We start from the raw sequence: 26,953 nt of genomic DNA, 5'->3' as shown, positions 1-26,953 counted from the left end.
GATTATGACAACACATGCAGCACAACTAATTAATGGTGAGTGGGTTGCAGGACAAGGCGCAAGCTTTAGCTCTGTAAACCCGGCAAACAACGACGTTATTTGGACAGCAAATGCCGCAACGGCTGAGCAGGTTGATGGCGCAGTAAAGGCGGCGCGTGAAGCTTTCTATTCTTGGAGCGACATGAGCTTTGAGGCACGCTTGGAAATTGTTAAGCGCTTCGCTGAAGTACTAAAAGAAAATAGCGAAGAGCTAGCGATTGCGATTGCTAAAGAAACCGGTAAGCCACTTTGGGAAACTCGCACAGAAGCGGGTGCCATGGTAGGTAAAATTGCGATTTCTGAGAAAGCATATCAAGAGCGTACCGGTGTAGTTGAAAACCCAATGCCAGTTGGCCGCGCAGTGATCCGCCATAAGGCGCACGGTGTAGTTGCTGTATTTGGCCCGTATAACTTCCCAGGTCACCTACCAAATGGTCATATTGTGCCTGCACTACTGGCAGGTAATACGGTTATCTTCAAGCCATCTGAACTGACTCCATATGTTGCTGAGCTTACGCTGAAGCTTTGGCAGCAAGCAGGTCTTCCTGCTGGTGTGATTAACCTAGTTCAAGGTGAAGTAGAAACAGGTAAAGCGTTGGCGTCACACGCAGGTATCGACGGTTTATTCTTTACTGGCTCTTCACGTACAGGTCATTTGTTACATGAACAATATGCGGGCCAACCAGGCAAAATTCTTGCACTAGAAATGGGTGGAAATAACCCACTTATCGTGAAAGATGTTGCGGATACTAAAGCGGCAGTTCATGACATTATCCAATCTGCATTTATCTCAAGTGGTCAACGTTGTACCTGTGCTCGTAAACTATTCCTTCCAGCGGGCGAGCAGGGAGATGTTATCCTTGAGCAATTATTAAAGGCGACTAAAGCAATTAAAGTTGGTCACTTTGATGATGAAGATCAACCATTTATGGGTTCTATGATCTCAAATGCAGCAGCCGCAGGCATGGTGAAAGCACAGCAGCAGCTTGTTGAGCTTGGTGGCGAATCACTTATTGAACTGACGCACACCGAAGGCACAGGCTTTGTGACGCCGGGTATCATCGAATGTACTAACATTGCAGATTTCCCTGATGAAGAACACTTCGGCCCGTTACTTAAAGTATTCCGTTACACAGACTTTGACGTGGCAATCGAAAAAGCGAACGAGACAAGCTTTGGCTTATCTGCAGGTCTACTTGGCGACAGCGAAGCAGATTATGATCGCTTCTTACGCCGCATTCGTGCTGGGATCGTAAACTGGAACCGTCCAATTACTGGGGCTTCAAGTGCTGCTCCATTCGGAGGTATTGGTGCATCTGGTAACCATCGCGCAAGTGCTTATTACGCCGCAGACTACTGTGCATACCCAGTTGCCTCTGTTGAGCTTGAAAAGGTAACTTTACCTGCGAGCTTGAGCCCAGGTTTATCTTTGGATTAAAATATCAATATTGAGAAAATCTCAATAAATATTGATGAAAAAAGCAGCTTCGGCTGCTTTTTTGTATCTAGTTGACTACAAAAGTAGCAATCGAAAAAACTTTCTGCTTAAATCAATAGGAGATGTCTTTGATAGGTTCAGGTGAGCAAAGTATGGTGTTAGATAAACAAGGGTACGATGATTTAGTCATGTATTTGACGCAGAACTTAGCCTTGTTTGAGAAGTCCGGGACGGTTGAGCCGGGGGCGCCCAAGGTCATGGAATTAATCGAAGATGTGATCGCTGAAAATGTTATCCGGATCTGTGAGCAACACAGCGAGCTGTCTACAGAACAACGTAGCATGATTGTACGTGAGGTGGATGGTATTGTGTATGACTTGCAAGAAGTGCTATCAAGCGTTGTTGATAGACGTGTCACGGTAGAACAAAAAGAGTTCATCGAGGAATTCGCGGGTTTGGTCAAAAACCTGTTTGATTCTGCGGTGTAGGTTGGCACAATCATGCTCAACAGTGCAAAAAACTGCACCTAGAGGCAAATCAATATTAAGTACCAATGAATTGGTAACAGAAGCACCGCCGAATGGCGGTGTTATGCTTTATAGAGGATAACTATGTTAGCTAACGTAAAATGGGTTGAAGGAGATACCTTTATCGGTCGCTCTGCGTCGGGACACAATGTTGTATTTGATACTGGCTCTGATAGCGCAGCACCAAGTCCAATGGAGATGGTATTGATGTCGGCAGGATGTTGCTCGTCGGTGGATGTAGTCAGCATTCTGCAAAAGGCACGTCAGGACATTACTGATGTGGAAGTAAAACTAACCGCAGAGCGCGCAGAAAGCGCACCACGGGTTTTTACTAAGATCAATTTACACTTTGTGGTTAAGGGGCGAAATGTCTCTGAAAAACACCTCGAAAGAGCAGTGAGTTTGTCTGCTGAAAAGTATTGTTCAGTGGCATTAATGCTTGAAAAAGCAGTAGAAATTACACATAGCCATGAAGTGATTGAAATTGACGCAAAATAACGCTTTTTCATGGCGCTATTTTCGTATAAAATCCGCGAACTTTTGTTTCTGCAGCGCAGATTTTTTGTATTAAGGTGGGTCTATCGTGAACAAGCCCTTTGATAAAATTAAACTCCATGGCTTTAACAACTTAACTAAGAGTTTAAGCTTTAGCATTTACGATATTTGCTACGCCAAGACCGAGCAGCAACGTAAAGAATATCTTGAATATATCGATGAGCAATACAGTGCAGATCGTCTGACGGATATTCTACGAGACGTGACAGACATTATTGGTGCAAACGTGCTTAATATTGCACGTCAAGATTATGAACCGCAAGGGGCGAGTGTTACGATTTTGGTATCTGAAGAGCCTGTTGAACAACAGACTTTTGATAGCAACGAAGCGCCGGGTCCATTACCGGATTCAGTGGTTGCACACTTAGATAAGAGCCACATTTGTGTTCACACTTATCCAGAAGCGCACCCGCATGATGGTATCTGTACTTTTAGAGCGGATATCGAAGTATCAACCTGTGGCATTATTTCGCCATTAAAAGCGCTGAACTTCTTAATTCACTCTTTAGAGTCTGACGTGGTGACGATCGACTACCGTGTTCGTGGATTTACTCGTGACGTGAATGGTGTAAAACACTATATCGATCATGCGATTCACTCGATCCAGAATTACATGACGGAAGATACTAAAGACGCGTACCACATGGTAGACGTAAACGTGTATCAAGAGAACTTATTCCACACTAAGATGATGCTGAAGGAAACAGACCTAAACGCATATCTATTTGGGATCAGCACTGATGACCTAGATGAAGGGGAAGAGGAAGAAATTCGTCTGAAGCTAAATCGTGAAATTCAGGAAGTGTTCTACGGCCGTAATTTACCTGAAACCGAATAATCAGTTCCAGTGGTAAAGTGATAAGTTAAAAAGGCGCGTAAGCGCCTTTTTTCATGTTTATTATTCTGTGCCGTAAGGCACCCTACAAGCTAGCAGCAACAAGTACTAAGAGCCCTGTTCTAATTCCTCCTCATCGGCCGCATCTGGGCGCTGTCGTTCGACAAAGATAGTGGCCAGTAGGGTGGTGATCACACAGGAAAGTAAAATCGACTTGAGGATTTCGTAGTTTTTATATACCCAGCTCCAACTCCAAAATTGTTTAGCAAAGCTTTCATTTACGCCGACATACTCTAAATTACGAATAATATTTTCACCGAAGGCTGCTAAATCCACTATTACAAACACAAAGTAAATTCCGTATAGTATTGGGTCGGCATATGTCATATAAATGGAGCGCCAGTTATCGGGTGTTGTACGACGGATATAGCGCAAAGACAAGCGTACTCTATATTTCAATACAAACAATAGTGTGAGGTCAACAAATAAATGTGTTCCAAATAGTAATGCATTACTTTGAAATGCAGGGAGCCCCATACTATTTAATGAGAAAAAATAGCTTACAAAAGTGTATTCTATGGCTGTCACTATAAATAGTACTGCGGATATATGCTTTATATTTTCTAAATTTTTAGCCATAAAGCAAAATAGAATAATACCAGCAAGCATGACGATATCAGCATAATGGTTGAAGTGGATATAAATTACCGACAGCGAAGTTGCAACTGCTGCACAAATAAGTAAAAAAATCCAAGATACTCTCATTTTTTATCCTTTCAGTAAGCTCGGTAAATAGCAACGTTTTGACTTTTTCTTCTACTTGAGTATTCAATTAACTGCAGTCTTAGAAGCGAAGCATGTATTTCGGCTATAGTGTTTGCTTTCCGCTGACTCCACCTTTGGATCATCTGCTTTTGTGCCGCCGCTTCCACCAAGAGTTTTCCTCACTTCATCAACGCTTAATACTGTAAAGTTGGAGGTACGAGCTTTTGTATCTGCGAATAGCGCCCTAGGATCATCCCCTTTAGCTCCCCCTGTTCCGCCAAAAACTTGTTTAATGTTGCCTTCAGTTAAATAAACTCGGTCGGAAGCTGTACATTTATTATGTGATTTTCTAACTTTAGGATCATCAGCTTGACCCCCTGTACTCCCACATACCACTTTACTGAATGAGTCGGCTTCCAGCGGAGACTTTTTACTTGGTCGAACCGTCTCGTTTTTCATTCTCAGATCGTCACCTTTATCTACATGGCTTCCACCGTTAACCTGATTGACGGAATCAGCACTAAGGGATGATTGTTTGCTTGGCGCTACAGAGTCGCTTTCGCCCCTTGGATCTTTTGCTTTTGGTCCAAGCGTTCCAGCGGATACCGTGCTAGCTTGTTTTTGGGAAAGCGCTGTTAAATTTACGAGTCGGTTAGCTATATTTTTTATCAAAAAGCGCATAGTGACGTCCTTTCTAAGTTAAGTTTTGCGGTGTTTAGTTTCCACTCCACTTTACTCCTTAATAACAAAGTTGAAAACACTACGTTGCAAATGGGCTCTATTCGTAACTTTATTGTTTTGCATCTAGCGGAGGAAGGATGAAAGTGCGCATCTCTCATTAGCTGTTATCCTCATTGCTTGCTTTGTTGCTTCGCGGTGTTGGCGACTTACGCCATAACTTGGCGTCGTCGATTTTGTCTCTTAAGGCGAGGATTTGCTCTCTTACAGGATTGAGGTTGATACCGCAGGCGTCACACCATACTTCAAAATACTCGTAGGGGAATTTACTTACGCCTTTTTCGTAGTTTTCATAAGTGCCACGCTCTACACCGACCATCTTGGCCATCTCTAGTGTTGTTTTTCCAGCGACCTTGCGCATACGACGCAAGTCGTCTCCTGTAAAGCGCTTATCAAATTTCCCCACCAACTCAATCCTTTTACCTGTCGCATTGCATCACAAACGGCTCAGGCTTGCTCAAGCCTGTTATTAATTTGTTTGTTTGCGTATCTACCTTGTTAGCTTAACCAAGTTGCATTTTTGTATCTAAATAGTAAACGCAAGTCTATATAAGAAAATTTCTTTTTCAAGTCTATTGAGTTTAAAAATGAATATTTTGTTGCATTTAATTACCCTTCGTATGATTTTTTGTGCGAAGCAAATAAGATGCGTAGATCGTGAGTTTATATAGTCGTCAATTGATTTATTTAAAGAATTATTAAATTTATTTCTTCGCGCAGATTTTTACCCGAAGCTTTTGTTACTTTAGTGTGAAATAAAGTGAATGTTGGAGAGCAATATGGATTATCTACGCCAATATCAAGACTTAACGATTTATTATGATGCACTGAAAAAAGCAACAAAGCAGCATGACGAGGTGCCAGACACCACAACCAAATGGTTAGCGTTGGTGGAAACCACCTTGTTTGAGTTGCAGGAGCTTGCACATATGGAAAAGGCTTACATGCAAAAATCAAAGACGATGAATAATCTGGTTGAGTTAGTGTATTCCAGTGCCCCAAGCATGGAATAACAAATAATTGCTTTTGAGTTTTGCGGTGAGGGGGGAGCGTTTAGCCTGATTTTACGCTTCCCCTTTTTTACCTTATAAACACTATCAGCGAAGCAGCCAGTGCATGGCTGCTACAAAGAGAGGGGTGACTTACAGTTCGTATGTAAAACTTAACCCATATACTCGTGGCTCGCCGTATTGCACATAAGTATGCTCTTGCCACCCATCCAATGGGTTATTACCAAACCTAAAGCCACGCACTACAATGTCTTCATCCGCGAGGTTTCTGCCCCATGCCGTTAAAGACCAATTGTTACCATAGTAACTTAAGCTTGCGTTGATCAGGTTATGATTGCGCGCTTGCTCGTTGTGGCTATCCGAGAGGTAATAGTTGTCTTTCCCTTCAATGCCCAACTCAACCACCAGATTATCGATAAGTTCATAATTTACGGCAAAGGAATATTGATAGTTTGGCGCTTGTGCTTGGTCTCGGCCATCAAGGCTAACACCACTTGCCGCAACAAAATCTTCAACTTCTGTCTCTAAGTAACCAGCACTATAACTAAAGCCAAGGCGTTCGGTATATTGGAAATCACCTTCTAGCTCTAAACCATAGTTACTACCTTCACTGGCATTGTCGATGTAACCTGCAAATTGCTGATTAGAAACTTGCCACTGTTTTAGCTGAATATCATCACGTTGCATATAAAATGCCGTGACACGCACAAGGTGGCGTTTATCTTTTGATTCACCTTTAACGCCAAATTCAGCATTCCAAACATATTCTGGATCAAAATAATGATGTTCCACAGGAATATTTAAGCCTTCATCTTTTGCTTTTGCCAGTGCTTCACCGTTTACGCCACCCACCTTATAACCACGGCTTAGGCTGGTATAAATCATAGTACGAGGCACTACTTGATATTCAAGTGCAACCTTTCCGCCCCACATTAAATCATCGGTTTCGATGGTAAAGCCATTGCTATCTAGATAGTCGGCGTCGTATTGCTCTGCGCGAAGGCCACCGATCAGGCGAGTTTTATCAGATAGGTGATGTACATATTGACCAAACACGGCTTTGCTTTCTACTGAATAAGCCGACGTAAATGGTGCAGCAAGCCAAGTATAACGGCGAGTTAAATCAACATCATTTCGTTTAGCAAAAAAGCCAAAAACCCAATCGTTTTCTTTGTCTTTGATTAAAAATTCAATGTCGCCTTTGTCGTAACTACGTTCATAAGCGTCTGTTGAGCTGTATCCCTCTGGGTGTAATCCAGCAGCACATAGCGCAGGCTTGCTCGGGTCATTACACACCCAGTCTTCATCGAAGCTGTACAGTGTATCAGCGTCTAGTCCCGAAACCTTAAATTCAACATTAAACAGATCTGGGCGAGTATAAAATCCACGTAAAGAAAACGCATCGGACTCTAGATTATCTTGCCCTGGTTCATCTGCAACGCTGTTACGTGTATTGTCTAAAGTAAAACCGTCGTAGCCATTGTTAGTATTGATATGATGGTAAGCAAACTCAAGTGCTAGGCTATCACTAACTTGAGAGTTGAGTTTTACTCTGGCTACTTGCTCATCTTGTGATTGCGTCGATTTATTTAAATAAAGGTTATCTACATAGCCATCGGATTCGCGTTGATAAAGACTCACGCGGGCAGACGTGTTGTTACTCAGCCCTGTGCCTGCTGCCAGCCCTGCTTCATAGCTACCATAGTTACCGGCACCGAGTTTTAATTTTAATGATGGTGCAGTTGTTGCAGCTTGAGTATTTACTTCAACGATCCCTGCCAATGCATCAGAACCAAACTTAGTTCCTTGAGGTCCGCGGTAGACAACCACTGACTCTGTATCAAATAGGAGTGCACTTGCGCCTAACCCAGAATAGTTGATGCCGTCAATCAATAAGCCAACGCTGGGATAAATAGGATCAACAAACTGTGAGCGTAAACCAACACCACGGATCTGCATAAAGCGACCACGAGAAGCACCGGCAGTAAAGTTAACATTGGCGGTGGCACCTAAGATTTCATCTAAATATTGTGCTCCACGTTTGTTAATGGTCAAGTCATCAACCACTGAAGCACTGGCGCTTAAGGTTTGGATGGTTTCGTTTTGAAAATCGCCAGTAACCACGATTGTTTCAATGTTATCGTCGGCAAGTGTTTGATGAGAGAAAAATGGCAGCAATGCCAAGGTGATCGTAGAGAGTTTTAACTTCATGCTTAATCTTTGTCCCATTTTTAATTGGGCACAGTTTATCAAAAGCCAGACCAGTTAACAGTGAAATTATGTTATATGTTAGCCAGTAAATTTAAATACGCGTGGAGTTAAGATGAGTTTTAAGGTTGATTTTAAAGTAAGAGACTATGAGTGCGATCTTCAAGGGATTGTAAATAATAGTGTCTATTTTAATTATCTTGAGCATGCAAGGCATGAGTTCCTGTTGGCAAAGAACGTTGACTTTGCAGCCCTTGCCGAACAAAAAGTGAACTTAGTCGTGATCCGTAGTGAAATGAATTATAAAGATTCATTGCGCCCTGGAGATGCTTTTTATGTGGAAGTTGAGCTGCAGCGAGAGAGTCGAGTTAAGTTTGCATTTAAGCAAAGGGTTATTCGAGCGCACGATAACAAGCTGATGTTAGATGCTGTCGTGACAGGAACGTCGGTAAATGAACGTGGTAGACCATTTTTACCCGAGGCGATCACCCATTTATTTAGCTAAATAACTTGAGCTTCGGATAATTAATGCCTTTCTAGCATCCAGTTTTAACGCTAGCTGCGTTGAATTCACTTCCAATAGCCAGCTATTGGTGCGTAAATTCGCCTAGTTATCCCTAAAACTCTCTGGCTAGATAAGGAAATAATTTAATGCGATTTTAAAGACAATGAGTTAGCGCATTCCTTATCCAAACCTCAGGTTAAATACAAAAATATGTAAATGCAGTGATGATTAGCTATTCAATTGGGTTATTTTTACAGAATTTTACTGCAATTTTTATGTCTTAAAACGTTATAATAATTGTAGGGCATAAAATAGATGGTTTACCATGAAATTCATCAGCATAATTTGCGCAGTTATTGCGCTTAGTGGATGTGTCTCAACAGGGAAGGTAGACACTAACGTATTAAAGTATTCCGCGTGGCAGTTACAAAGCATAAATGGCCAAAATGTTGCGCAATTAAACATTGAGTCTAGCGTTGCTAGCATGCCGATTGAGCTGCGCTTTATCGATGCATTGCAGGTTAATGGATTTGCGGGGTGCAATCGCTTCTTTGGTGAAGGAGAAGTGATCGAAGGACAATTGAAAGTAAAGAACTTAGGGATGACACGCAAATATTGTGGTGAGGAAGTGGCTAAGGTTGAGGCACAGCTAATTAACCAATTACAAATTGGTGTAGCACTTGATCTAGTTGCTAATCAATTGACCTTAAAAGGGAAACCGCAGTTTACTTTTATTAAACAGTAACACCAAAAACTATTATTAGGTCAGGACTTGCAGGTATTTAGGTAAGCAAGTAGACTGACGCTAATTCGTTACTTGTCGGAGTGCCTCGAATTTTTACAGCAAAAAAGCTGCTAATAATTCAGGCTGAGATCGCATTTTTGCGGGATCCGTGGACCTGATCAGGTTAATGCCTGCGTAGGGAACAAGACAGCAAACGCGCTGCGTTTGTCTGTAGCAATAGTGGTTTATTGCTATCCACCTTACCCGAGGACCATCCTCGTCTCGCTCCTTTTGGAGATCTGACAAGACACCTTTGATGAAAGTAAGAGGAACGTCATGTCAAACAATAGTAGCAAGCTAAGTCGTCGTGAAGCGCGAGCAGCCGCGGCGGAATTTATCCATAACCTTCAAGGTCAACCTTTCCCCAACTCCCACAAAGTGTATGTTGAGGGTGAACAAGCAGGCGTACGTGTAGGTATGCGTGAAATCACACTCAGTGATTCGTTTGTTGGTGGCAGCGAAGAAAACCCTGTGTTTGAGTCAAACGACCCCATTCGTGTATACGATACCTCGGGCCCATATACTGATCCGGAAGTAGCGATTGATGTTCGTGCTGGGTTACCTAAATTTCGAGAGCAATGGATAGTCGAACGCGATGATACCGAAATGCTTGAGTCGGTGACGTCGCAGTTTTCACAGCAACGTATGGCGGACGAGGGGCTCGATCATATCCGCTTTGAACATCTACCTAAAATTCGCCGTGCTAAAGCTGGCAAAAATGTCACGCAAATGCACTACGCTCGTCAAGGCATTGTGACACCAGAAATGGAATATGTTGCGATCCGTGAGAATATGGGGCGTGCCAAATTACGGCAAGAGATCCTCGCGCAGCAACATCAAGGTCAATCCTTTGGGGCAAGTATTCCTGAATTTATTACGCCTGAGTTTGTGCGTGATGAAATTGCCCGTGGCCGCGCCGTATTACCAAACAACATCAATCACCCAGAAACCGAGCCGATGATCATCGGACGTAATTTCCTCGTCAAAGTTAACGCTAATATTGGTAATTCATCGGTAACTTCTTCTATCGAAGAAGAAGTCGAAAAAATGGTATGGTCAACTCGCTGGGGGGCTGACACCGTGATGGACCTGTCTACTGGCCGTTACATACATGAAACTCGCGAATGGGTGGTACGCAACTCTCCGGTGCCAATTGGCACAGTACCAATTTATCAAGCATTAGAAAAAGTAAATGGTGTTGCCGAAGACCTAACGTGGGAGATTTTCCGCGACACTTTGATTGAACAAGCAGAGCAAGGTGTGGATTATTTTACTATCCATGCCGGCGTATTGCTGCGCTATGTGCCGATGACGGCAAAGCGAGTGACGGGCATAGTGTCTCGTGGTGGCTCAATCATGGCGAAGTGGTGTTTAGCGCATCACAAGGAAAACTTCCTTTACACGCACTTTGAAGATATTTGCGAAATTTTAAAGCAATACGATGTTTGTTTCTCGTTAGGTGATGGCTTGCGTCCAGGCTCTATTGCAGATGCCAATGATGAAGCACAATTTAGTGAACTGCGTACCCTTGGGGAGTTGACTAAGCTTGCGTGGAAGCACGATGTACAGGTCTTTATTGAGGGCCCAGGACACGTGCCGATGCATATGATCAAAGAGAATATGGAAGAGCAGCTTAAACACTGTGATGAAGCTCCATTTTATACCCTTGGCCCACTGACAACCGATATTGCCCCAGGTTATGACCATTTCACTTCAGGGATCGGTGCAGCGCAAATTGCCTGGTATGGCTGTGCCATGCTGTGTTATGTCACACCAAAAGAGCACTTAGGCTTACCGAATAAAGAAGATGTAAAAGAAGGTTTGATCACCTATAAGATCGCAGCGCATGCCGCAGATTTAGCAAAAGGACACCCTGGCGCTCAAGTTCGTGACAATGCCTTGTCTAAAGCACGTTTTGAGTTCCGTTGGCATGATCAGTTTAACTTGGGCCTAGATCCGCAGCGCGCTCGTGAATATCACGATGAGACCTTGCCGCAAGAGTCGGGCAAAGTTGCTCACTTCTGCTCTATGTGTGGTCCCAAATTCTGCTCGATGAAGATCACGCAAGATGTACGCGACTATGCAAAAGAGTTAGAAGCGCGAGGCATTGACCCTAATAATGTGGGTGAAGAGATCAGCATTAAAATGGTGGATGTTGAAGCCGAGATGAAGGCAAAGTCTGAAGAGTTTAAGCAATCTGGCTCAGAGCTTTATCACAAAGCCTTATAACTCATCCCATCGTAGCCACCTTGATGCCCGTCAGGTGGCTAATTTTAGGAGTGTAGCTATGTCTACTCAAGCAAGAGTTGCTATCTTGGGTTTTGGCTTAACCGGACGTATCGCCGCATTGATGCTTGCTGAGCGTTATCAAATCAGCGTGTTTGAACAGGCTAAGGAAGGGGCTGAGGCTTCAGCCGGTAGTGTGGCAGCTGCTATGTTAGCACCATTGGCCGAGTCTGTGATATGCGATGAAGCCCTGGCGCAGCAGGGGCTGGAATCGATGGCGCTGTGGCCTCAATTATTGGCGCAATTGGATACACCTGTCTTTTTTCAGCAGCAAGGGTCGCTGATTGTGGCGCATGGTCAAGACCGTGGTGATTTAGTGAGTTTTCAGCAGCGCTTAAAACCGCTAAAAGACCACCACGCGGAAGCGGTGAGCGGTGAGCGGATCGCACAACTAGAGCCAGATCTTGGCGGAGTTTTTCATCAAGGTTTATATTTGCCCTGTGAGGGACAGCTTGATAATCAGGCCTTTTATCAAAGTAGTGCGACAACACTCAGCAATCGCGGCGTGAAAGTTCACTATGGTGTTCATTGTGATGAAGCGCAAAAGGCGCGGCTTAGTCAAGCCTATGACTGGGTAGTTGATTGTCGCGGCCTTGGTGCTAAAGCTTCGTGTAATGGGCTTCGTGGTGTGCGTGGCGAAGTGGCGAGAATTTATGCCCCAGAAGTAACACTGACTCGACCAGTACGCTTGATGCACCCAAGATATCCCATTTACATTGCGCCAAAACCGGAGCATCAGTTTGTTATTGGTGCGACGGAAATCGAGTCGCAAGATAATGGTGAGATAACTGTGCGCTCTACACTTGAACTACTCTCCGCTGCTTATTCAGTTCATCGTGGGTTTGCCGAGGCGCGAGTATTGTCTTTATTAGCTGGGCTTAGGCCCGCGTTTAAAGACAATCACCCCAAAATTGAACAGCAAGGTAATGTGATCAGTATCAATGGCCTATACAGACACGGTTATTTGCTGGCACCGCTTATCGTAAAGCAAGCGTTATCTAAGGAGTTATTATGAAAGTCGAATTTAATGGCGAAACGATTAATCTCAACCGCGAGCAAAACATTCAGGAATTTATTGAAGCCAGAGGTGCTAAGCCTCCTTTTGCTGTGGCGTTGAATGGAACTTTTGTTTCTCGCACTGAGCTGCCGAGCGTAACGTTGAGCGACGGTGATAAGGTTGAACTCTTATCACCCATTCAAGGGGGATAATCATGCAGTCTTTGGCTGATACCAAGCTCACTATTTATGGTGAGCAGTTTACTAGCCGTATGCTAATTGGCTCGGCCCTTTATCCCTCTCCTGAGGTGATGCAGGCTGCGATTAAAACATCTGGGGCTGAGATTGTCACGGTATCGTTAAGGCGTCAACAAACCCTGCAGGCAGGTGATGATTTTTGGTCCCTTATCAAAGAGATGGGTTTGCGCGTTTTACCAAACACGGCTGGTTGTCATAGCGTAAAAGAAGCGGTGACCTTGGCGCAGATGTGTCGCGAAGTGTTTGCCACGGATTGGATTAAGCTTGAACTCATTGGTGATGAATATAACTTGCAGCCAGACCCAATCGCATTGCTCGAAGCGACCGAGATTTTGCTAAAAGACGGTTTTAAGGTGTTGCCCTATTGCACTGATGATTTGGTGCTGTGTCAGCGTTTAGATGCACTTGGTTGTGAGGTTTTAATGCCTTGGGGCGCACCAATTGGTACGGGAAAAGGGCTGCTAAATCCATATAACCTGCAAACCATCCGCACGCGTTTGCCCCATCAAACCTTGATTGTCGATGCGGGACTTGGCTTACCTTCTCATGCTTGCCAAGCTCTAGAGCTGGGTTATGATGCGGTATTATTAAATTCTGCAGTGGCGGGAGCTGGGTGTCCAATTACCATGGCAAAAGCGTTTGCAGCCAGCACGGTGGCAGGGCGTTTGTCTTATTTGGCAAAGGCGATGCCGCAAAAAGAGGTAGCATCGCCCTCTACGCCAACCTTAGGAATGCCTTTTTGGCATGCAAACTAACTTGAATTGCGGATAACTACATAAGGAGTTTTCTTTGTCACACATCGTTTGGAGTATTGCGGGTTCTGATTCTGGCGGCGGCGCTGGTATTCAAGCTGATATCAAAGCAACGCAGAGCTTTAATGTTCATTGTTGCACCGTAGTAACGGCGTTGACAGCGCAAAATAGCGTAGGGGTTGAGGCATTGAACCCTATTTCTACCACGGTTATTGAATCTCAGCTAACGGCGCTTTCGCAAGATATGCCTGCAACGGTGATAAAGATTGGTATGCTTGCCAATGTGCAGCAGATCCAACTCATTGCTGAGCATTTAACCCATTACAAAGCCACATGGGCGACACCGCCAGTCGTGGTTTATGACCCTGTTGCCATCGCGACGAGCGGGGATTCATTAACCGAAGAAGATACGGTGGATGCGCTAAAAACCCATTTACTACCGCTGGTGGATGTCGTCACACCTAATACGCACGAGACTCAGCTGCTGACCGGCGTCTACTTAATTGGTCCTGACGCGGTAAAAGAGGCTGCCACTAAGCTGCGTGAGTTTGGAGCAAAATCGGTGATTATTAAAGGGGGTCATTGGGACTACCCAAAAGGCTACTGCATTGATTATGGTCTAGCGGAAGATACCGAGTATTGGCTTGGCAATGAGAAAATTCAAACACCGCATAGCCATGGTACTGGGTGCAGTTTATCGTCGGTCATTGCGGCTTGTATCGCCAAGGGCTATCCATTTAAAGATGCTTTTATTCTCGGAAAGGCTTATATCAATGCTGGGCTTAAAGCCGCGATACGTTATGGTGAAGGAGTTGGACCTGTGGCGCACACGGGGTTCCCTGTTGAACTCAATGACTACCCACAAGTGATTGAAGCCGGCTCTTGGCTTGCTGATGAGCTAGAGTTTGCATTACCTGAGGAATTTAATTTTGCTGCAGGCTTTGCCAGCATTGATGATCCGATAGGGCTCTATGCTGTGGTAGAGAGCGCTGATTGGGTGGAAAAATGTCTGGCTATGGGGGTCGATACAGTTCAGTTAAGAATTAAAGATCCGGAGCAGGCTAATCTTGAAGCGGAAGTACAAACTGCCATTGCACTTGGACAAAAATACGATGCTAAGGTATTTATTAACGACTATTGGCAGTTAGCGATTAAACACGGCGCTTATGGCGTTCATCTAGGCCAAGAAGATATCGATAAGGCTAATCTTGTAGCCATCCAAGAAGCTGGGCTGCGCTTAGGTCTGTCTACCCATGGTTTTTATGAAATGCTCAGAGCACATAACTATCGCCCCAGTTATTTGGCTTTTGGTGCAATTTACCCAACTACGACCAAAGACATGACAGGTCAAATCCAAGGGCTGGAAAAGCTGAGGCACTTTGTCCCTTTGATGCAAAGCTGCTATCCAACAGTCGCGATTGGCGGTATTGATCTTAGTCGAGCACAGGAAGTGGCTGCGACAGGCGTGTCTAGTATTGCTGTGGTAAGGGCAATTACTGAAGCCCAAGACCCACAGCAAGCTGTACTTGAATTAAAAGAGGCTATGGCAAAGCATGACTGAGCTGAGTGACAAAGAGCGCTTAAGGTATAGTCGCCATTTGCTGTTAAAAGAGGTTGGTGAACAAGGCCAGCTCATGTTGAAGCAAGCTCATGTTGCTGTGGTTGGGTGTGGTGGGCTGGGTAGTCCGGCGCTGTTTTATCTAGCGGCCAGCGGTATTGGTCGCCTAACTTTTATTGATAATGACGATGTCGAATTGTCTAACTTACAGCGTCAAATCTTGTATAAAATTAATCACTTAGGGCAAGGTAAAACACGGGCCGCGAGCAAAGTGCTAGCAAGTCTTAATAATGAGATAACACTCACGCCAATTAATGCGCGTTTGACTCAAGACAATGTGGCAGAGTTACTCAATGAGGCCGATATAGTCTTAGATTGCAGTGATAACTTTAATACGCGCTATTTATTGAATGCGTATTGTCGTGCTGCCAATAAGGTTCTGATCGCAGGGGCTGCGATTGCTACGCAAGGCCAGCTAATGTGTTTTGATTTTAGAGCCGAGTCGCCTTGCTATGCTTGTGTTTTTCCGATGGACTCACAAGCCTCAACAGAAAACTGCGATAATTTTGGTGTGATCAGCCCGTTACTTGGGATTATTGGTGCACAACAAGCGTTATTGACTATCAATGTGTTACTTGGACACCATCAGGGCAGTTTGTTTAGTGTCTTGGATGGTCTGAGTTTACAACAAAAGCCTTACAGGCTAACTAAAAACTCAGAATGCGAATGTTGTGGTTTGAAGTAGCTTCAAGCCACAACAGGATAATTTATATCAAATTGATTATAAAATTAATTCAATGGGTATTAATCTGCCATTTTCGCAAACGGCGTGCCCATACGTGTTACCGTTTCTGGGTTTTGGCCGTCGAGGAAGTCTGCTTTGTCAGCGCCCCATGCTAAGATCACAGTAGAGCCTAGTTTGAAGCGACCCATCTCTTCGCCCTTTTTCAACTTTATTGCATTGTCACCAGCTTCTGGGTAAGTCCATGTAAATACATCACGACCTGCCGGTGGGGTTACCGTACCAGCCCATATGGTTTCAATGCTGGCAACGATGGTTGCGCCTACTAACACCATCGATAGTGGACCGATTTCAGTATCGAAAATAGCCACTACACGCTCGTTACGCGCAAATAGGTTAGGTACATTTTGCGCAGTTAACGGGTTTACAGAGAACAAGTCACCTGGCACGTAGATCATTTTACGAAGTGTGCCATCAATAGGCATATGAATACGGTGATAATCTTTTGGCGCTAAATAAATTGTTGCGAACTTACCGCCAATGTAAGGCGTAAAGTCTTCCTCTTTACCACCAAGTAAAGTCTGTAAACTATAGTTGTGGCCTTTAGCTTGGATGATCTGGCCATCGACAACATCGCCTAGTTGGCTGATTGCACCGTCAACGGGATGTGCCAAAATATCTTGATCTTCAACCAGTGGGCGGATCCCCGGTTTTAGTGGGCGTGTAAAAAACTCATTAAAGGTTTTGTAGTGAGCTGGATCTTCGTGCAGTGCCTCACTCATGTCGATTTTATATTGTTTGATAAACAACTTAATGAGCTTTGTTGTTAATGCCCCTGCTTCTGCTGCGGCAAGTTTACCAACCAAACGAGAAACCGCATGTTTAGGTAATGCATATTGCATGGCAATTTTTAGTTTATCCAAATTCACTTTTAACAATTCCTAATTGTAGTCTTATCACTAAGGTACTCAGTGACAGTTGGGCTCAACTGATTGAGCCAATTTAGCAAATATTATCAGACTCTCGGCGCGCGCGCACCTGCGCGACCGTCCGCCATCGATTCTAAAATACGATGGTAGCTTTCAAAGCGCAGTTCGCTGATTTTTCCTTCATCGACAGCTTCTTGGATTAGGCACCCTGGATCATTGAGGTGTTTACAATCTCTGAAGCGGCAGCCGCCAATAAATTCTCTGAACTCTTTAAAGCACCACGTAACTCGTTCAACTTCAAGGTGCCATAAACCAAACTCACGGATCCCAGGGCTATCAATTAAGTTTCCGCCAGAAGGGAGGTGATGTAAGCGCGACACGGTTGTTGTATGCTGACCTAACCCGCTGTTTTCTGACACCTCTTTGGTAAGGATGTCGGCATTTGGGAGCACAGTATTGACCAGCGTTGATTTACCGACACCAGATTGGCCAACAAAAATATTATTTTTATCTTCCAATAAGTGTTTTAGCTCATCAATGCCCTCACCAGACTTAGTACTGACTAACAGCACTCGGTAACCAAGCTCACGGTAGATATCTAGTACGTCATCAACGTACTCCAAGCTTTCTTGGTCGAGTAAGTCAATTTTGTTTAGTAATAAAATTGGCTCGATACCCATGTCTTCACAGGCAACCAAATAGCGGTCGATTATCTGTGGCGTAAACTCAGGCACTACGGCTGATACCATTAAAATCTGATCAATATTTGCGGCGACTACTTTTACGCCATCATAAAAGTCGGGGCGAGTAAGTTGTGTGCGCCTTTCATGCACTGCTTCAATTACACCGGCTAGGTCGCCATCACTGACCTTGGCACGACGAAAAATGACTTCGTCACCGCAAACTAAGCTAGTTACGGTGCGGCGAATATTACAACGCAAAACTTCTTGTTCTGCGGTTTCTATATCCGCATGTTGCCCGAAGCGGCTAATAACCACTGCGGATTCTGTTGGCCCTAGGTTGTCGTTTTGCCATGAAACATCAGAGTTTTCAGTACCTTTAGCTTTATCGATACGCTTCTGATGATTGGCTCTAATCCGACGAGATTGGCCCTTACTGAGTTTCTTTTTCTTTGCCATGTTTATAATCTGTTTAAGCTTTGGCGTGCAGAGCGTTTAAATTTAGGCTATAAATCAATAAAACGCCGTGCATGGTAAAAAAAGCTTTAGGTCGAGTGTTTAAACTAATATGATATATCTAATTGCATTGGATCTAAAGGAAAGTACCGCTAAGGTAATGTATGTCTTTTCATGAATCAAACTTGATCTGGCTCGATCTCGAGATGACGGGGCTAGAACCAAAAACAGATAAAATCTTAGAAATCGCGACGGTGATAACAGATGGTGATCTCAATATTTTAGCTGAAGGTCCTGTGGTGGCAATTCATCAAAGCAATGCGCTTCTTGATGGAATGGACGAATGGTGTACTAACCAGCATGGTCGTTCAGGTCTAACCGATCGTTGTAAAGCGAGTAAATTCACAGAAGCAGATGCAATCAAGCAGACGTTGGACTTCTTAAAAGAGTGGGTGCCGCCAGGTGCTTCACCAATGTGCGGTAACTCCATTGGACAAGACCGTCGATTCCTCAATAAATATATGCCAGAGCTTGAAGCTTACTTTCATTATCGCAATCTAGATGTGAGCACGATAAAAGAGCTAGCGAGACGCTGGAAGCCTGAGTTACTAGGTGAGATCAAAAAGAAAAGCTCTCACTTGGCTTTAGATGACATCAAAGATTCCATTATGGAATTAAAGGTTTATCAAGAAAAATTCTTCAAAGTCTAAAAAAATACTTGCAAAGCAAATTTTATCTTGTAGAATCCTGCCCCGCTTGAGACGACAAGCCCTGCGGGGTGTTTTGAGTGTTATTACAACGCAGCTCTAGCTCAGCTGCAGTAGGTAATCATCGCGACCTTGCGTAGTTACCGACAACATAATGAGCTAACTATGGAATGCGGCACTAGCTCAGCTGCAGTAGGTAATTAACGCGACCTTGCTTAGTTATCGACAAATTCAGAGCTAACTATGGAATGCGGCACTAGCTCAGCTGGTAGAGCGCGACCTTGCCAAGGTCGAGGTCACGAGTTCGAACCTCGTGTGCCGCTCCAAACACTTACTTTAGGTGTATAAACTAAAAAATGTGATGCGGCACTAGCTCAGCTGGTAGAGCGCGACCTTGCCAAGGTCGAGGTCACGAGTTCGAACCTCGTGTGCCGCTCCAACTTCTCTAAATATCTATATTCTTCAAGCACTTTTTATCTCCTTTTAAAATACAAACATATTCCACCAATTTTTTGCAATAAACTGATTGCTTAATTTTAGCGCTACACGTAAAATACGCGCTCTTTCGGCCCTACTATTATCGTTCCTTGCCTTACCCCGACTGGCCGAAACGGGACAAGGCTATACTAACCGTAAGGAATATCCATGCGTCATTACGAAATCGTATTCATGGTTCACCCAGACCAAAGTGAGCAAGTACCTGGTATGATCGAGCGTTATACTGGTGCTATCACTGAAGCTGGCGGTACTATTCACCGTCTAGAAGACTGGGGTCGTCGTCAACTGGCTTACCCAATCGAGAAGCTTCACAAAGCACACTATGTTCTATTGAACGTTGAAGCACCAACTGAAGTAATCAACGAGCTTGAAACTTCTTTCCGCTACAACGATGCAGTGCTTCGTAACCTAGTTATGCGTACTAAAAATGCAGTAACTGAAGCGTCTCCTCTTGCAAAAGAAGAGAAAAAAGAAGCAGCTTCTGCTTAATCGTTGTTGATTTCGGATTTGACTAACCTTTCGAGGTAATGGTGAGTACTCAGGTTGACCTGTATACCAATCAATATCTGCTTTCGGGCGTGATTTGTAAAACACCTAAATTTAGTCAAAGCCCAGCTGGGATCCCGCATTGCATATTTGTACTTGAGCACAAATCAATGCAATTAGAGGCTGACCTTACTAGAAATGCCTATGTGCGTATTCAAGTGGTTGCCAGTGGAGAACAGTTCCGAGACCAAACAGAGCATTTATACGTTGGGCAAGCATTACAAGTTCGCGGTTTTTTAAATCGCCACGAGAGCCGAAATGGCTTGAGTCAGCTGGTATTGCACGCACAACATATTGAAAGAATTAATTGAGGAAATTACTCATGGCACGTTATTTCAGACGTCGTAAGTTCTGCCGTTTCAAAGCGGAAGGCGTACAACAAATTGATTACAAAGATCTGGCTACTCTTAGAAACTATGTAACAGAAAGTGGCAAAATCGTACCTAGCCGTATCACAGGTACTAGCGCTAAATACCAGCGTCAGCTAGCAACTGCTATTAAGCGTGCTCGCTACCTAGCCCTTCTTCCATACACTGACTTACACAAGTAAGCAGCTGATTACTAGTTTTTAAAAGGTGTAGAGACATGCAAGTTATTCTACTAGACAAAATTGCAAACCTAGGTAGCCTAGGTGATCAGGTTAATGTTAAATCTGGCTTCGCACGTAACTTCTTATTCCCTAAGGGCAAAGCAGTTCCTGCAACTAAAGCTAACATTGAAACTTTCGAAGCACGTCGCGCTGAGCTTGAAGCGAAAATCGCTGAAGAGCTAGTTGCTGCACAGGCACGCGCTGAAAAACTAGAAGCACTAGCTGAAGTAACTCTAGTTTCTAAAGCGGGTGACGAAGGTAAGCTATTCGGTTCTATCGGTACTCGCGATATTGCTGATGCTATCTCTGCAGTAGGTGTTGAGGTATCTAAGTCAGAAGTTCGTCTACCTCTAGGTACTATCCGTGAGACTGGCGAGTTCGACGTAGCTATCCAAGTACACTCTGACGTTACAGCTACGATCAAAGTAATCGTAATTGCTGAAGCTTAATTTTTAATTGAGCTTAAAAAAGCCGTGTATTTTTATACACGGCTTTTTATTCACTTAATTTACCTAGAATAACCGATATTTCGAATAGCAAAGTGCTATTTAACCGTCGCCATTCACGCTTAGCATGTTGCGCGCACAAGTATGGGCTTTAATCGTATTCAAGGCTTTAAGTAAATTAAGTAACCCTTCAAAGAAAATCATAATAATAATCTTATTCATACCAATTTAAGGTGTGACATGGATGATCCTCTCGCTCAAAGTTTGCCTTAAATCAAAAGGTAGTACGGCTGTAATGTGATGTAATAGGTTTCCTTTTTAGAAACTATCGCTTCATGTTATGTTTACATATTATAGGCTCGGCCTTTTCTTTGTCTTAATCTGTCATAAGGTAATAAAATGACAGCGCTATCAATTTAGTGGTGGAATAAATAATGTTTAGTAATAAAGGCTTTACGCTAACAGAGCTATTAATTGCGGTTGCCATTGTGGCGATTACGGCGAGTTTTGCTTATCCGTCTTATATCCAGTACGTCCAAGATGCACATCGCTCTCAAGCTCAGCAGCAGTTACTAGAGACTGCTGCTGTAATAGAGCGCATTTATAGTCGCAATGGAGGTTATCCAGATGCCGCGTTAATACCCAATTTACCTCAGTCAGAGTTTTATACCTTTAAATATATTCCCGCCGATAAGCCTAATGGTGCGGTTGGTCAATATCGTAATTTGAGTTACCAACTTACAGCGACTCCTATTGTGGGAAAAGCACAAGCGACGGATCGATGTGGTGTGTTGAGCATCAACCATCAAGGCAGCCAAGGACCGAATAACAATGAGTGTTGGTAATAAACGAGCCGGGTTCACGTTACTAGAACTGCTTATTGCAATGGCGATACTAGCCATTTTAGCTGCTATTGCGGCACCTAGTTTTATTAAACAGATCCAGCAAGACAGAATAACCACGCATGCCAATGAGTTACAGGCTATTTTTCGTCTTGCTCGCAGTGAGGCGGTAAAGCGTGAACAGCAAGTGTCGTTGGTTGTTGAGGATGGTGATTGGGTTGTTAAAACCAATGAGAATGGGCAACTAACAGAAGTGAGCCGCTTTACCATCAAGCATAGCTCAATAGAAGTTGCTTTGACTGATCAACTTGTGCGCGAGAGTGGAGAAGTGCTTGCAACCAATAATATTCTGATCACAGACAAGATTACAGATACGCAGGATTATCGGTTGTGTGTATTGGTCAGCGGTCAAAGCTGGTTAGCTGAGGCGGAACAAAATTGCAGTTAAATAAAGGCTTTTCACTAATTGAAGTGGTGGTGTCTATGTTAGTCGCCGGATTAATGCTGCTTGGACTTGCTGCAACGCAATTAAAGTCATTACAGTTTGCGTCTAACAGCTTCCACTACACAATGGCGCTGGTACATGGGCAAAATGCCATTGAGCGGATATGGCCGTTATTGTGTGAATTACAGCATAACAACAACGATATGACACAAAATAATCCGCTGATGCAGCAGGTACAGCCTATAGATGATCGCTTTACGCTCATCTTGCCAGCCACTTACAGTCATAATATGCAAATAACCGTAAGCTGGCAGGACAAACGGCTGAGTAACCCCGCGGAGAATCAGATTTCTTTAACAGCTAGCTATCCCAGTGTTATAGACACTTGCTCAGCACCACCAGGAGGAAGCTAATGCAGCATAAAGGCTATACCTTACTTGAACTGATGGTCGCGATGGTGGTTGGTTTAATACTGGTTTCGGGAATAGCGGCTTCATACACCTCAATAAAAGAGACAGTCACGACAAGTCAGCAGCTTGCGACATCTCAAGAAATTATTCGCTATACCAACCGAGTAATGATGCGCAGCATAAAGCAGACACAGATCCTGCCTACTGTGTCTGCGACAGATATTCTCATAGAGCAGTTGGCGGGAGTACCTGCTTGTGATGGTAGCGTTCCGTCAGCTAACTATACCGAACGTTATTTTTTACAAGGTGAGTATTTAGTGTGTAACCGTGGAAGCGGAGACATTAATTTATTAAAAGGGGTTACAGGATTAGCGTTTGCCATTGATGGTCAGCTAATCACAGTAACAATACAAGGTAGTAGTTTTCCACCGCAGTATGGTGCAGGCATACAAATGAATTTTTACGCTGGATTAGGTAGCTAATACAATGAAACAACAACAAGGTTTTACACTAGTAAAAGTTATGCTGCTTGGCGGCATGGCAAGTGTTGTAGTATTCGCTTCTCTCAAGGAAGGTGTTGTACAAGAGAGATTAAGTGGTAACTTTCAAAAAGACATTAATGCTAGGCTGGTTGCTGAGCAGGGGATCCGAGACTATCGCCAAAAACTGCAACAGTCTTTGGAGAATAACCCTCTAGATGTCGATAGTTTAATTAACGGAATTCCTACAACGGGAAACGGTGCAATCGGTGATTCCCGCTTTCAAATCTCGGTGAGTAGTGATGGTAACGAGTTTGAAGTCGAGAGTTTAGGGCAGCGTCATGGAGATCACGCCAATCATCGCCTTGTGGCGCGTTTTGAACTCAAACCAGCTCCCAAAGAGTCGATATTTCAAAATGCGGTTACGGGCTGTAAAGGTGTAAACCTATCAGGTAGTGGTGCTGTAGATAGCTATGATTCTTCAAGAGGTACATACGAAGAAACCAAAAGTCATGATGGCGATGTTCATACCGTTGTAGGAGAAGCTGACGTCGTTTTATCTGGTCACTCACCCATTAAAGGTGATGTACAAGCATCGGGGGTGATTTACTTAAAAGGTTCTTCACCAATTCTTGGGGATGTACGATCAAATACAGGGGTGGATATCTCCCCCTCAGCGAGTGGGATCCGAGTGGAAGGCAACGTGTTTAGCCGCGGATTTTTTAAACATCGAGGTGGTAAAATACAGGGCTATGTACGTGCTATGGGAGACGTACAAATGGCGTGGGGAGCTGAAATCCTTAATCAAAATGGGGATCTCTTTGATATTCAATATACCGGAAATGGCCAGTTTAAAGATACCGGGTTACAGGTCCAAGATGGTATTCATTATTCTGATCCAAGATTTAGAGTGGCAGATTTGGTTGTTGAGCCAGTCAAAGTTTACGATCCTGATTCTCCAGACTATGATCCAGCCAAACCGAACAAAGAATGTGACCCCTTAGCACTGCCATTCAATATGGAAAGTATTATTGATCCACGTAACCGGTTTGCGCCTTTACATGTAGGTGCGCAGCAAATTCTTCATTTTAAGCCGAAGCAGGCGGTATATGAGCGCAATGGATCCAATGTGTACGTTGCCAAAGAACAAACGATCTATCTATTTAAAGGCATAGATCAAAACCTTGGCAGTGCAACTGAGAGTACTCAATTGGTCTTTCCCTTTAAAGGGTTAAAACTGGGCTCAGACGGTAAAATTAAGATCTCTGGAGGCGACGTTATTTGGTTGATAGATGGCGATCTAACCTTATCTGGAAATACGCATATTTGGATAGAAAAAGAGAGCTCACTAACCGTATTTACCACGGGCAAGGTTTCGATTGGCGCGAGCGCAAAAGTTATTTCAGAGCAAGAAGGTCTAACTCAGAGTGGCTTACCTGTATTTAGCATTTATTCGTCTTTTGACGGGCCAAATGGATTTGTTTTCAGTGGTGCTTCTTCATTGTATGCCGCTATCTATTCACCACTAACTTCAATCTTGTTAAATGGCAGTGGGCAATTGTATGGTACGGTCCGAGGTGCTTCAATTACAGGCACTGGTGGTACTGGTATTCATTTTGACCAAGCATTAAAAAATGCAGGCATTGGCGTTCAGCCCCCAGGGAAAAAACCCACATTAGTATTCAAAGGGTGGCACTACAAGCCTTACCAAGTTGCTGATGAGGACGAGTCAAAACAAACAGAATAATAGTGGAGCAGGAATGCTCCATTTTTTTCATCAAATTTTTTAACTTCCTTTAAACCATTTCCTATTTACCCGACGTCTAAAAAAGTACTTTACAAAAAAGTAGAAATTGGCAATTGAACGTTGGTAACTTTGTTTGTTTCATTTGATATGCGAAGATGAAGGTATCAACCCAAAGGAACAAACGCATGATAATTAATGCCAAAGAGGCATTTTCACAAGAACAAACTGATGCGCTAGTGGCTAGATGTCAACAGGGGGATCAAGGTGCTTTTCGCGAGCTGTTTGAGCAGCATCACTGTCGCGTTTATGCCTTGTGTCTGAGACTGTTAGCTGAGCCTGCTCACGCGGAGGATGCTTGTCAGGAAGTTTTTGTGCAATTGTGGCAAAAGATTGACCAATTTAAAGGGCAATCAAAATTTTCGACTTGGCTCCACAGTGTGACGAGCAATATTGCTATCAGTTACCTTAGGAAGCAAAAAAACTGGTTTCAAAAGGTAGTGAGTTTTGAACAATCTGGACTCGATGAACAAGGTGCTGAACAGCTTGGTGAGTTAAATGGATTGGACAAACTGATAGTAAGGCTCCCGGAGCGCGCCAGGTTGGTATTTGTATTACATGCCGTTGAAGGGTATCGCCACGAGGAAATTGCCAATATGTTGAATATGGCCGTCGGGTCGAGTAAATCGCAATATCACAGAGCACGTAACTTATTACAGGAGTGGTACAACAATGACTAAACCATCTTTCGATGAATTTATGCATACCGCACTGAATGATGAAGACACCCAGCCAAAACCACAACGTGATTTATGGCAAGGGGTAGAGCGTGCGATTAATCAAGCACAGCCAATCCAAGCGCCAAGGCAGAATAATTGGCAAAAGCTGTCTGGAATAGCGGCTTGTACAATTGCAGGTTTACTCGCTTGGCAAGTGATCATGAATCAACCAAAACAAGACTCACTGGCTAATATTAGCGCTTTTTTTGAGCAGCAAAAGCAATCACTGCTTGTACAGTACGAAACGCAACCTGCGTTGACTACCGATTGGCAGGTACAGCTACATGAGCTTGAACAGGCTGAGCAAGCGATCAAGCTGTCGCTCAAACAAGACCCTGAAAACGCAGCGCTACTTAAGATGTTGGCTCAGGTCTATCAGCAACAACTCGATTTAATCAATAAGGTTCACGAACCTCGTTGGCAACAAATTTAGGAGAATTAGAATGAGAGCATTAATTATTGGCTTAGCGGCACTGCCTGCGATGGTATTTGCTGGAGAATCGATAGATAAAGAACTTTCAATACCTGCTGATGGCAAAGTAATTATTGAAAACCAGCGTGGTGACGTAACGATTAAAACATGGGATCAAGCTATGTTTAAGGTTACAGGCGAGCTAGATGACAAGGCCGAAGGTTATAAACTGGAAACCTCCGGCGAGGTTACTGAATTTGTTGTTAAAATGCCAAGGCGTTACAAAAGCTGGGGGGGCGGTGATGGCTCTACGTTGACCATTTATATGCCGCGCACCAGTGAGCTTGATTTTGAAGGTGTTATTGTTGATGTAGCCGCGGCTGATTTAACCGCAGGTGCTCGTATTAAAACGGTAAATGGCAACATTAAAGTGGAACAGATCAGCGGAAAGATCTCTCTAGAAACCGTAAACGGCGATATCGATAGCCGGGATTTAGACGGCAATATTCAATTTGAAACCGTTAATGGTGATATCGATGATGTTGCCTCAAAAGGGAAGTTAAGATTTAACGCTGTAAATGGTGAGATTAAAACGCAAACTACCGCAACAGAACTTCGTTTGGAGAATGTGAATGGCGAAGTGGAACTGAAAATGGCAGCGCTAAAAGATTTACGTCTGTCGACAGTGAATGGTGAAATTGCGGTATATGCCGATGAACTGCTAGATAATGCGAGTATTAATATGGAAAGTGTGAGCGGTGACATTGAACTTAACTTTCCAAAAGACGTATCTGCACGATTTGAGATTAATGCCCACTCTGGTGGCCGTATTAGCAATAAGCTAAGCTCGGACCAAGTTAAAAAAGCTAAGTATGGTCCTGCTCGTTCCTTAGAGTTTGTGTTAAACGGTGGGAATGCCGACGTCGAAATAGATACTGTCAGTGGTGATATTGAGTTAAAACAAAAATAGTGCAGCAATAAACCAGTAAGAACAG

The 26,953-nt window shown here is 43.8% G+C and carries 32 protein-coding genes, 2 tRNA genes and 1 riboswitch; of the genes, 28 read left to right on the top strand and 6 right to left on the bottom strand.

All coding sequences use genetic code 11. The annotated features are described in order from the left end of the window. Window positions 1-4: 4 nt before the first annotated feature. From astD to speD, 4 genes are all read left to right on the top strand, one after another. Window positions 5-1,477: a succinylglutamate-semialdehyde dehydrogenase gene (gene astD / locus CEX98_RS01730; protein WP_099640418.1), complete on the top strand. Its 1,473-nt coding sequence runs from the start codon at window positions 5-7 to the stop codon at window positions 1,475-1,477. 152 nt (window positions 1,478-1,629) lie between these two features. Further along, the gene (locus tag CEX98_RS01725; RefSeq protein WP_172439707.1) at window positions 1,630-1,965 is read left to right on the top strand and encodes a DUF3802 family protein; all 336 of its coding nucleotides are present in this window, start codon (window positions 1,630-1,632) and stop codon (window positions 1,963-1,965) included. A 123-nt stretch (window positions 1,966-2,088) separates the two neighbouring features. After that, on the top strand, window positions 2,089-2,502 hold the full coding sequence (locus tag CEX98_RS01720) for an OsmC family protein (RefSeq protein WP_099640416.1): 414 nt from the start codon (window positions 2,089-2,091) through the stop codon (window positions 2,500-2,502). A gap of 85 nt (window positions 2,503-2,587) precedes the next feature. After that, the gene (speD, locus tag CEX98_RS01715; protein ID WP_099640415.1) at window positions 2,588-3,397 is read left to right on the top strand and encodes an adenosylmethionine decarboxylase; all 810 of its coding nucleotides are present in this window, start codon (window positions 2,588-2,590) and stop codon (window positions 3,395-3,397) included. Window positions 3,398-3,502: 105 nt separating this feature from the next. Here the strand turns inward: speD and CEX98_RS01710 are convergent, their stop codons facing one another. The 3 genes from CEX98_RS01710 to CEX98_RS01700 form a co-directional block, all read right to left on the bottom strand. Continuing rightward, window positions 3,503-4,159 carry a hypothetical protein gene (locus tag CEX98_RS01710; protein WP_099640414.1) on the bottom strand — a complete coding sequence of 219 codons (657 nt, stop codon included), beginning with the start codon at window positions 4,157-4,159 and terminating at the stop codon, window positions 3,503-3,505. A 63-nt stretch (window positions 4,160-4,222) separates the two neighbouring features. Beyond that, window positions 4,223-4,840 (bottom strand): hypothetical protein, encoded by a 618-nt coding sequence (locus CEX98_RS01705; RefSeq protein ID WP_099640413.1) that lies wholly within the window; start codon window positions 4,838-4,840, stop codon window positions 4,223-4,225. Between the two features lie 157 nt (window positions 4,841-4,997). Continuing rightward, window positions 4,998-5,303, bottom strand: a complete 306-nt coding sequence (locus tag CEX98_RS01700) for a helix-turn-helix domain-containing protein (protein WP_172439705.1) — start codon at window positions 5,301-5,303, stop codon at window positions 4,998-5,000. A gap of 373 nt (window positions 5,304-5,676) precedes the next feature. On the opposite strand from CEX98_RS01700, the gene CEX98_RS01695 reads away from it, so the two are divergent. Beyond that, on the top strand, window positions 5,677-5,910 hold the full coding sequence (locus CEX98_RS01695) for a hypothetical protein (protein WP_099640411.1): 234 nt from the start codon (window positions 5,677-5,679) through the stop codon (window positions 5,908-5,910). Window positions 5,911-6,039: 129 nt separating this feature from the next. On the opposite strand, the gene CEX98_RS01690 is transcribed toward CEX98_RS01695, so the two are convergent. Continuing rightward, on the bottom strand, window positions 6,040-8,118 hold the full coding sequence (locus CEX98_RS01690; RefSeq protein ID WP_099640410.1) for a TonB-dependent receptor: 2,079 nt from the start codon (window positions 8,116-8,118) through the stop codon (window positions 6,040-6,042). A gap of 112 nt (window positions 8,119-8,230) precedes the next feature. On the opposite strand from CEX98_RS01690, the gene CEX98_RS01685 reads away from it, so the two are divergent. From CEX98_RS01685 to CEX98_RS01650, 8 genes are all read left to right on the top strand, one after another. Next, window positions 8,231-8,620, top strand: a complete 390-nt coding sequence (locus tag CEX98_RS01685) for an acyl-CoA thioesterase (RefSeq protein WP_099640409.1) — start codon at window positions 8,231-8,233, stop codon at window positions 8,618-8,620. Window positions 8,621-8,945: 325 nt separating this feature from the next. Continuing rightward, window positions 8,946-9,365, top strand: a complete 420-nt coding sequence (locus CEX98_RS01680; protein ID WP_099640408.1) for an META domain-containing protein — start codon at window positions 8,946-8,948, stop codon at window positions 9,363-9,365. Window positions 9,366-9,431: 66 nt separating this feature from the next. Further along, window positions 9,432-9,563: riboswitch (TPP riboswitch) on the top strand. A gap of 117 nt (window positions 9,564-9,680) precedes the next feature. Continuing rightward, window positions 9,681-11,633 carry a phosphomethylpyrimidine synthase ThiC gene (gene thiC / locus CEX98_RS01675; RefSeq protein WP_099640407.1) on the top strand — a complete coding sequence of 651 codons (1,953 nt, stop codon included), beginning with the start codon at window positions 9,681-9,683 and terminating at the stop codon, window positions 11,631-11,633. Window positions 11,634-11,691: 58 nt separating this feature from the next. Then, the gene (locus tag CEX98_RS01670; protein ID WP_099640406.1) at window positions 11,692-12,705 is read left to right on the top strand and encodes an FAD-dependent oxidoreductase; all 1,014 of its coding nucleotides are present in this window, start codon (window positions 11,692-11,694) and stop codon (window positions 12,703-12,705) included. Next, window positions 12,702-12,899 carry a sulfur carrier protein ThiS gene (thiS, locus tag CEX98_RS01665; protein ID WP_099640405.1) on the top strand — a complete coding sequence of 66 codons (198 nt, stop codon included), beginning with the start codon at window positions 12,702-12,704 and terminating at the stop codon, window positions 12,897-12,899. Before CEX98_RS01670 ends, thiS begins: the two co-directional genes overlap by 4 nt. 2 nt (window positions 12,900-12,901) lie before the next feature. Further along, window positions 12,902-13,699: a thiazole synthase gene (locus CEX98_RS01660; protein ID WP_099640404.1), complete on the top strand. Its 798-nt coding sequence runs from the start codon at window positions 12,902-12,904 to the stop codon at window positions 13,697-13,699. A gap of 34 nt (window positions 13,700-13,733) precedes the next feature. After that, on the top strand, window positions 13,734-15,257 hold the full coding sequence (thiE, locus tag CEX98_RS01655; protein ID WP_099640403.1) for a thiamine phosphate synthase: 1,524 nt from the start codon (window positions 13,734-13,736) through the stop codon (window positions 15,255-15,257). Continuing rightward, entirely contained in the window at window positions 15,250-15,999 is a 750-nt protein-coding gene (locus CEX98_RS01650) for a HesA/MoeB/ThiF family protein (protein ID WP_099640402.1), read from the top strand. Before thiE ends, CEX98_RS01650 begins: the two co-directional genes overlap by 8 nt. Window positions 16,000-16,058: 59 nt before the next feature. Here the strand turns inward: CEX98_RS01650 and asd are convergent, their stop codons facing one another. Together asd and rsgA are read right to left on the bottom strand one after the other, a co-directional pair. Continuing rightward, window positions 16,059-16,925 (bottom strand): archaetidylserine decarboxylase, encoded by an 867-nt coding sequence (asd, locus tag CEX98_RS01645; protein WP_099640401.1) that lies wholly within the window; start codon window positions 16,923-16,925, stop codon window positions 16,059-16,061. Between the two features lie 86 nt (window positions 16,926-17,011). Beyond that, window positions 17,012-18,064 carry a small ribosomal subunit biogenesis GTPase RsgA gene (gene rsgA / locus CEX98_RS01640; protein WP_099640400.1) on the bottom strand — a complete coding sequence of 351 codons (1,053 nt, stop codon included), beginning with the start codon at window positions 18,062-18,064 and terminating at the stop codon, window positions 17,012-17,014. A 161-nt stretch (window positions 18,065-18,225) separates the two neighbouring features. On the opposite strand from rsgA, the gene orn reads away from it, so the two are divergent. The 15 genes from orn (at window position 18,226) to CEX98_RS01565 (ending at window position 26,928) form a co-directional block, all read left to right on the top strand. Beyond that, entirely contained in the window at window positions 18,226-18,771 is a 546-nt protein-coding gene (orn, locus tag CEX98_RS01635) for an oligoribonuclease (RefSeq protein ID WP_099640399.1), read from the top strand. Between the two features lie 247 nt (window positions 18,772-19,018). Continuing rightward, a tRNA-Gly gene (locus tag CEX98_RS01630) sits at window positions 19,019-19,094 on the top strand. A 37-nt stretch (window positions 19,095-19,131) separates the two neighbouring features. Beyond that, window positions 19,132-19,207 (top strand) — tRNA-Gly (locus CEX98_RS01625). Window positions 19,208-19,413: 206 nt separating this feature from the next. Then, on the top strand, window positions 19,414-19,755 hold the full coding sequence (rpsF, locus tag CEX98_RS01620; protein ID WP_010368810.1) for a 30S ribosomal protein S6: 342 nt from the start codon (window positions 19,414-19,416) through the stop codon (window positions 19,753-19,755). A 38-nt stretch (window positions 19,756-19,793) separates the two neighbouring features. Then, window positions 19,794-20,123 (top strand): primosomal replication protein N, encoded by a 330-nt coding sequence (gene priB / locus CEX98_RS01615; protein ID WP_099640398.1) that lies wholly within the window; start codon window positions 19,794-19,796, stop codon window positions 20,121-20,123. An 11-nt stretch (window positions 20,124-20,134) separates the two neighbouring features. Beyond that, the gene (gene rpsR / locus CEX98_RS01610; RefSeq protein ID WP_002962753.1) at window positions 20,135-20,362 is read left to right on the top strand and encodes a 30S ribosomal protein S18; all 228 of its coding nucleotides are present in this window, start codon (window positions 20,135-20,137) and stop codon (window positions 20,360-20,362) included. Between the two features lie 35 nt (window positions 20,363-20,397). Continuing rightward, window positions 20,398-20,850: a 50S ribosomal protein L9 gene (gene rplI, locus CEX98_RS01605; protein ID WP_099640397.1), complete on the top strand. Its 453-nt coding sequence runs from the start codon at window positions 20,398-20,400 to the stop codon at window positions 20,848-20,850. A 431-nt stretch (window positions 20,851-21,281) separates the two neighbouring features. After that, window positions 21,282-21,692 (top strand): type IV pilin protein, encoded by a 411-nt coding sequence (locus CEX98_RS01600; protein ID WP_099640396.1) that lies wholly within the window; start codon window positions 21,282-21,284, stop codon window positions 21,690-21,692. Next, entirely contained in the window at window positions 21,679-22,137 is a 459-nt protein-coding gene (locus CEX98_RS01595; protein WP_099640395.1) for a GspH/FimT family pseudopilin, read from the top strand. The genes CEX98_RS01600 and CEX98_RS01595 overlap by 14 nt, the downstream gene beginning before the upstream one ends. Then, a complete protein-coding gene (locus CEX98_RS01590) occupies window positions 22,128-22,547 on the top strand; it encodes a type IV pilus modification PilV family protein (RefSeq protein ID WP_099640394.1) in 420 nt (139 codons plus the stop codon). The genes CEX98_RS01595 and CEX98_RS01590 overlap by 10 nt, the downstream gene beginning before the upstream one ends. Beyond that, the gene (locus tag CEX98_RS01585) at window positions 22,547-23,026 is read left to right on the top strand and encodes a PilW family protein (protein WP_099640393.1); all 480 of its coding nucleotides are present in this window, start codon (window positions 22,547-22,549) and stop codon (window positions 23,024-23,026) included. The genes CEX98_RS01590 and CEX98_RS01585 overlap by 1 nt, the downstream gene beginning before the upstream one ends. Before the next feature lie 4 nt (window positions 23,027-23,030). Next, a complete protein-coding gene (locus tag CEX98_RS01580; RefSeq protein WP_099640392.1) occupies window positions 23,031-24,770 on the top strand; it encodes a DUF7305 domain-containing protein in 1,740 nt (579 codons plus the stop codon). Window positions 24,771-24,955: 185 nt separating this feature from the next. Next, window positions 24,956-25,507: an RNA polymerase sigma factor gene (locus tag CEX98_RS01575; protein ID WP_099640391.1), complete on the top strand. Its 552-nt coding sequence runs from the start codon at window positions 24,956-24,958 to the stop codon at window positions 25,505-25,507. Then, window positions 25,500-25,979 carry a hypothetical protein gene (locus CEX98_RS01570; RefSeq protein ID WP_099640390.1) on the top strand — a complete coding sequence of 160 codons (480 nt, stop codon included), beginning with the start codon at window positions 25,500-25,502 and terminating at the stop codon, window positions 25,977-25,979. Before CEX98_RS01575 ends, CEX98_RS01570 begins: the two co-directional genes overlap by 8 nt. A gap of 10 nt (window positions 25,980-25,989) precedes the next feature. Continuing rightward, a complete protein-coding gene (locus tag CEX98_RS01565; RefSeq protein WP_099640389.1) occupies window positions 25,990-26,928 on the top strand; it encodes a DUF4097 family beta strand repeat-containing protein in 939 nt (312 codons plus the stop codon). Window positions 26,929-26,953 lie beyond the last annotated feature (25 nt).

Source organism: Pseudoalteromonas piscicida (assembly GCF_002744175.1).
Classification (GTDB): Bacteria; Pseudomonadota; Gammaproteobacteria; order Enterobacterales; family Alteromonadaceae; genus Pseudoalteromonas; species Pseudoalteromonas piscicida_B.
The sequence above is the reverse complement of the archived record's forward strand: the minus strand, read 5'-3'. Positions and strand labels throughout refer to the sequence as shown.

Excerpts from the sequence above, each read along its gene's own strand:
- astD (WP_099640418.1), top strand. The coding sequence starts at position 5 with ATGACAACACATGCAGCACAACTAATTAATGGTGAGTGGGTTGCAGGA.
- CEX98_RS01725 (WP_172439707.1), top strand. The coding sequence starts at position 1,630 with ATGGTGTTAGATAAACAAGGGTACGATGATTTAGTCATGTATTTGACG.
- CEX98_RS01720 (WP_099640416.1), top strand. The coding sequence starts at position 2,089 with ATGTTAGCTAACGTAAAATGGGTTGAAGGAGATACCTTTATCGGTCGC.
- CEX98_RS01710 (WP_099640414.1), bottom strand. The coding sequence starts at position 4,159 with ATGAGAGTATCTTGGATTTTTTTACTTATTTGTGCAGCAGTTGCAACT.
- CEX98_RS01705 (WP_099640413.1), bottom strand. The coding sequence starts at position 4,840 with ATGCGCTTTTTGATAAAAAATATAGCTAACCGACTCGTAAATTTAACA.
- CEX98_RS01695 (WP_099640411.1), top strand. The coding sequence starts at position 5,677 with ATGGATTATCTACGCCAATATCAAGACTTAACGATTTATTATGATGCA.
- CEX98_RS01690 (WP_099640410.1), bottom strand. The coding sequence starts at position 8,118 with ATGAAGTTAAAACTCTCTACGATCACCTTGGCATTGCTGCCATTTTTC.
- CEX98_RS01685 (WP_099640409.1), top strand. The coding sequence starts at position 8,231 with ATGAGTTTTAAGGTTGATTTTAAAGTAAGAGACTATGAGTGCGATCTT.
- CEX98_RS01680 (WP_099640408.1), top strand. The coding sequence starts at position 8,946 with ATGAAATTCATCAGCATAATTTGCGCAGTTATTGCGCTTAGTGGATGT.
- thiC (WP_099640407.1), top strand. The coding sequence starts at position 9,681 with ATGTCAAACAATAGTAGCAAGCTAAGTCGTCGTGAAGCGCGAGCAGCC.
- CEX98_RS01670 (WP_099640406.1), top strand. The coding sequence starts at position 11,692 with ATGTCTACTCAAGCAAGAGTTGCTATCTTGGGTTTTGGCTTAACCGGA.
- thiS (WP_099640405.1), top strand. The coding sequence starts at position 12,702 with ATGAAAGTCGAATTTAATGGCGAAACGATTAATCTCAACCGCGAGCAA.
- CEX98_RS01660 (WP_099640404.1), top strand. The coding sequence starts at position 12,902 with ATGCAGTCTTTGGCTGATACCAAGCTCACTATTTATGGTGAGCAGTTT.
- CEX98_RS01650 (WP_099640402.1), top strand. The coding sequence starts at position 15,250 with ATGACTGAGCTGAGTGACAAAGAGCGCTTAAGGTATAGTCGCCATTTG.
- rsgA (WP_099640400.1), bottom strand. The coding sequence starts at position 18,064 with ATGGCAAAGAAAAAGAAACTCAGTAAGGGCCAATCTCGTCGGATTAGA.
- orn (WP_099640399.1), top strand. The coding sequence starts at position 18,226 with ATGTCTTTTCATGAATCAAACTTGATCTGGCTCGATCTCGAGATGACG.
- rpsF (WP_010368810.1), top strand. The coding sequence starts at position 19,414 with ATGCGTCATTACGAAATCGTATTCATGGTTCACCCAGACCAAAGTGAG.
- priB (WP_099640398.1), top strand. The coding sequence starts at position 19,794 with ATGGTGAGTACTCAGGTTGACCTGTATACCAATCAATATCTGCTTTCG.
- rpsR (WP_002962753.1), top strand. The coding sequence starts at position 20,135 with ATGGCACGTTATTTCAGACGTCGTAAGTTCTGCCGTTTCAAAGCGGAA.
- rplI (WP_099640397.1), top strand. The coding sequence starts at position 20,398 with ATGCAAGTTATTCTACTAGACAAAATTGCAAACCTAGGTAGCCTAGGT.
- CEX98_RS01600 (WP_099640396.1), top strand. The coding sequence starts at position 21,282 with ATGTTTAGTAATAAAGGCTTTACGCTAACAGAGCTATTAATTGCGGTT.
- CEX98_RS01595 (WP_099640395.1), top strand. The coding sequence starts at position 21,679 with ATGAGTGTTGGTAATAAACGAGCCGGGTTCACGTTACTAGAACTGCTT.
- CEX98_RS01585 (WP_099640393.1), top strand. The coding sequence starts at position 22,547 with ATGCAGCATAAAGGCTATACCTTACTTGAACTGATGGTCGCGATGGTG.
- CEX98_RS01580 (WP_099640392.1), top strand. The coding sequence starts at position 23,031 with ATGAAACAACAACAAGGTTTTACACTAGTAAAAGTTATGCTGCTTGGC.
- CEX98_RS01575 (WP_099640391.1), top strand. The coding sequence starts at position 24,956 with ATGATAATTAATGCCAAAGAGGCATTTTCACAAGAACAAACTGATGCG.
- CEX98_RS01570 (WP_099640390.1), top strand. The coding sequence starts at position 25,500 with ATGACTAAACCATCTTTCGATGAATTTATGCATACCGCACTGAATGAT.
- CEX98_RS01565 (WP_099640389.1), top strand. The coding sequence starts at position 25,990 with ATGAGAGCATTAATTATTGGCTTAGCGGCACTGCCTGCGATGGTATTT.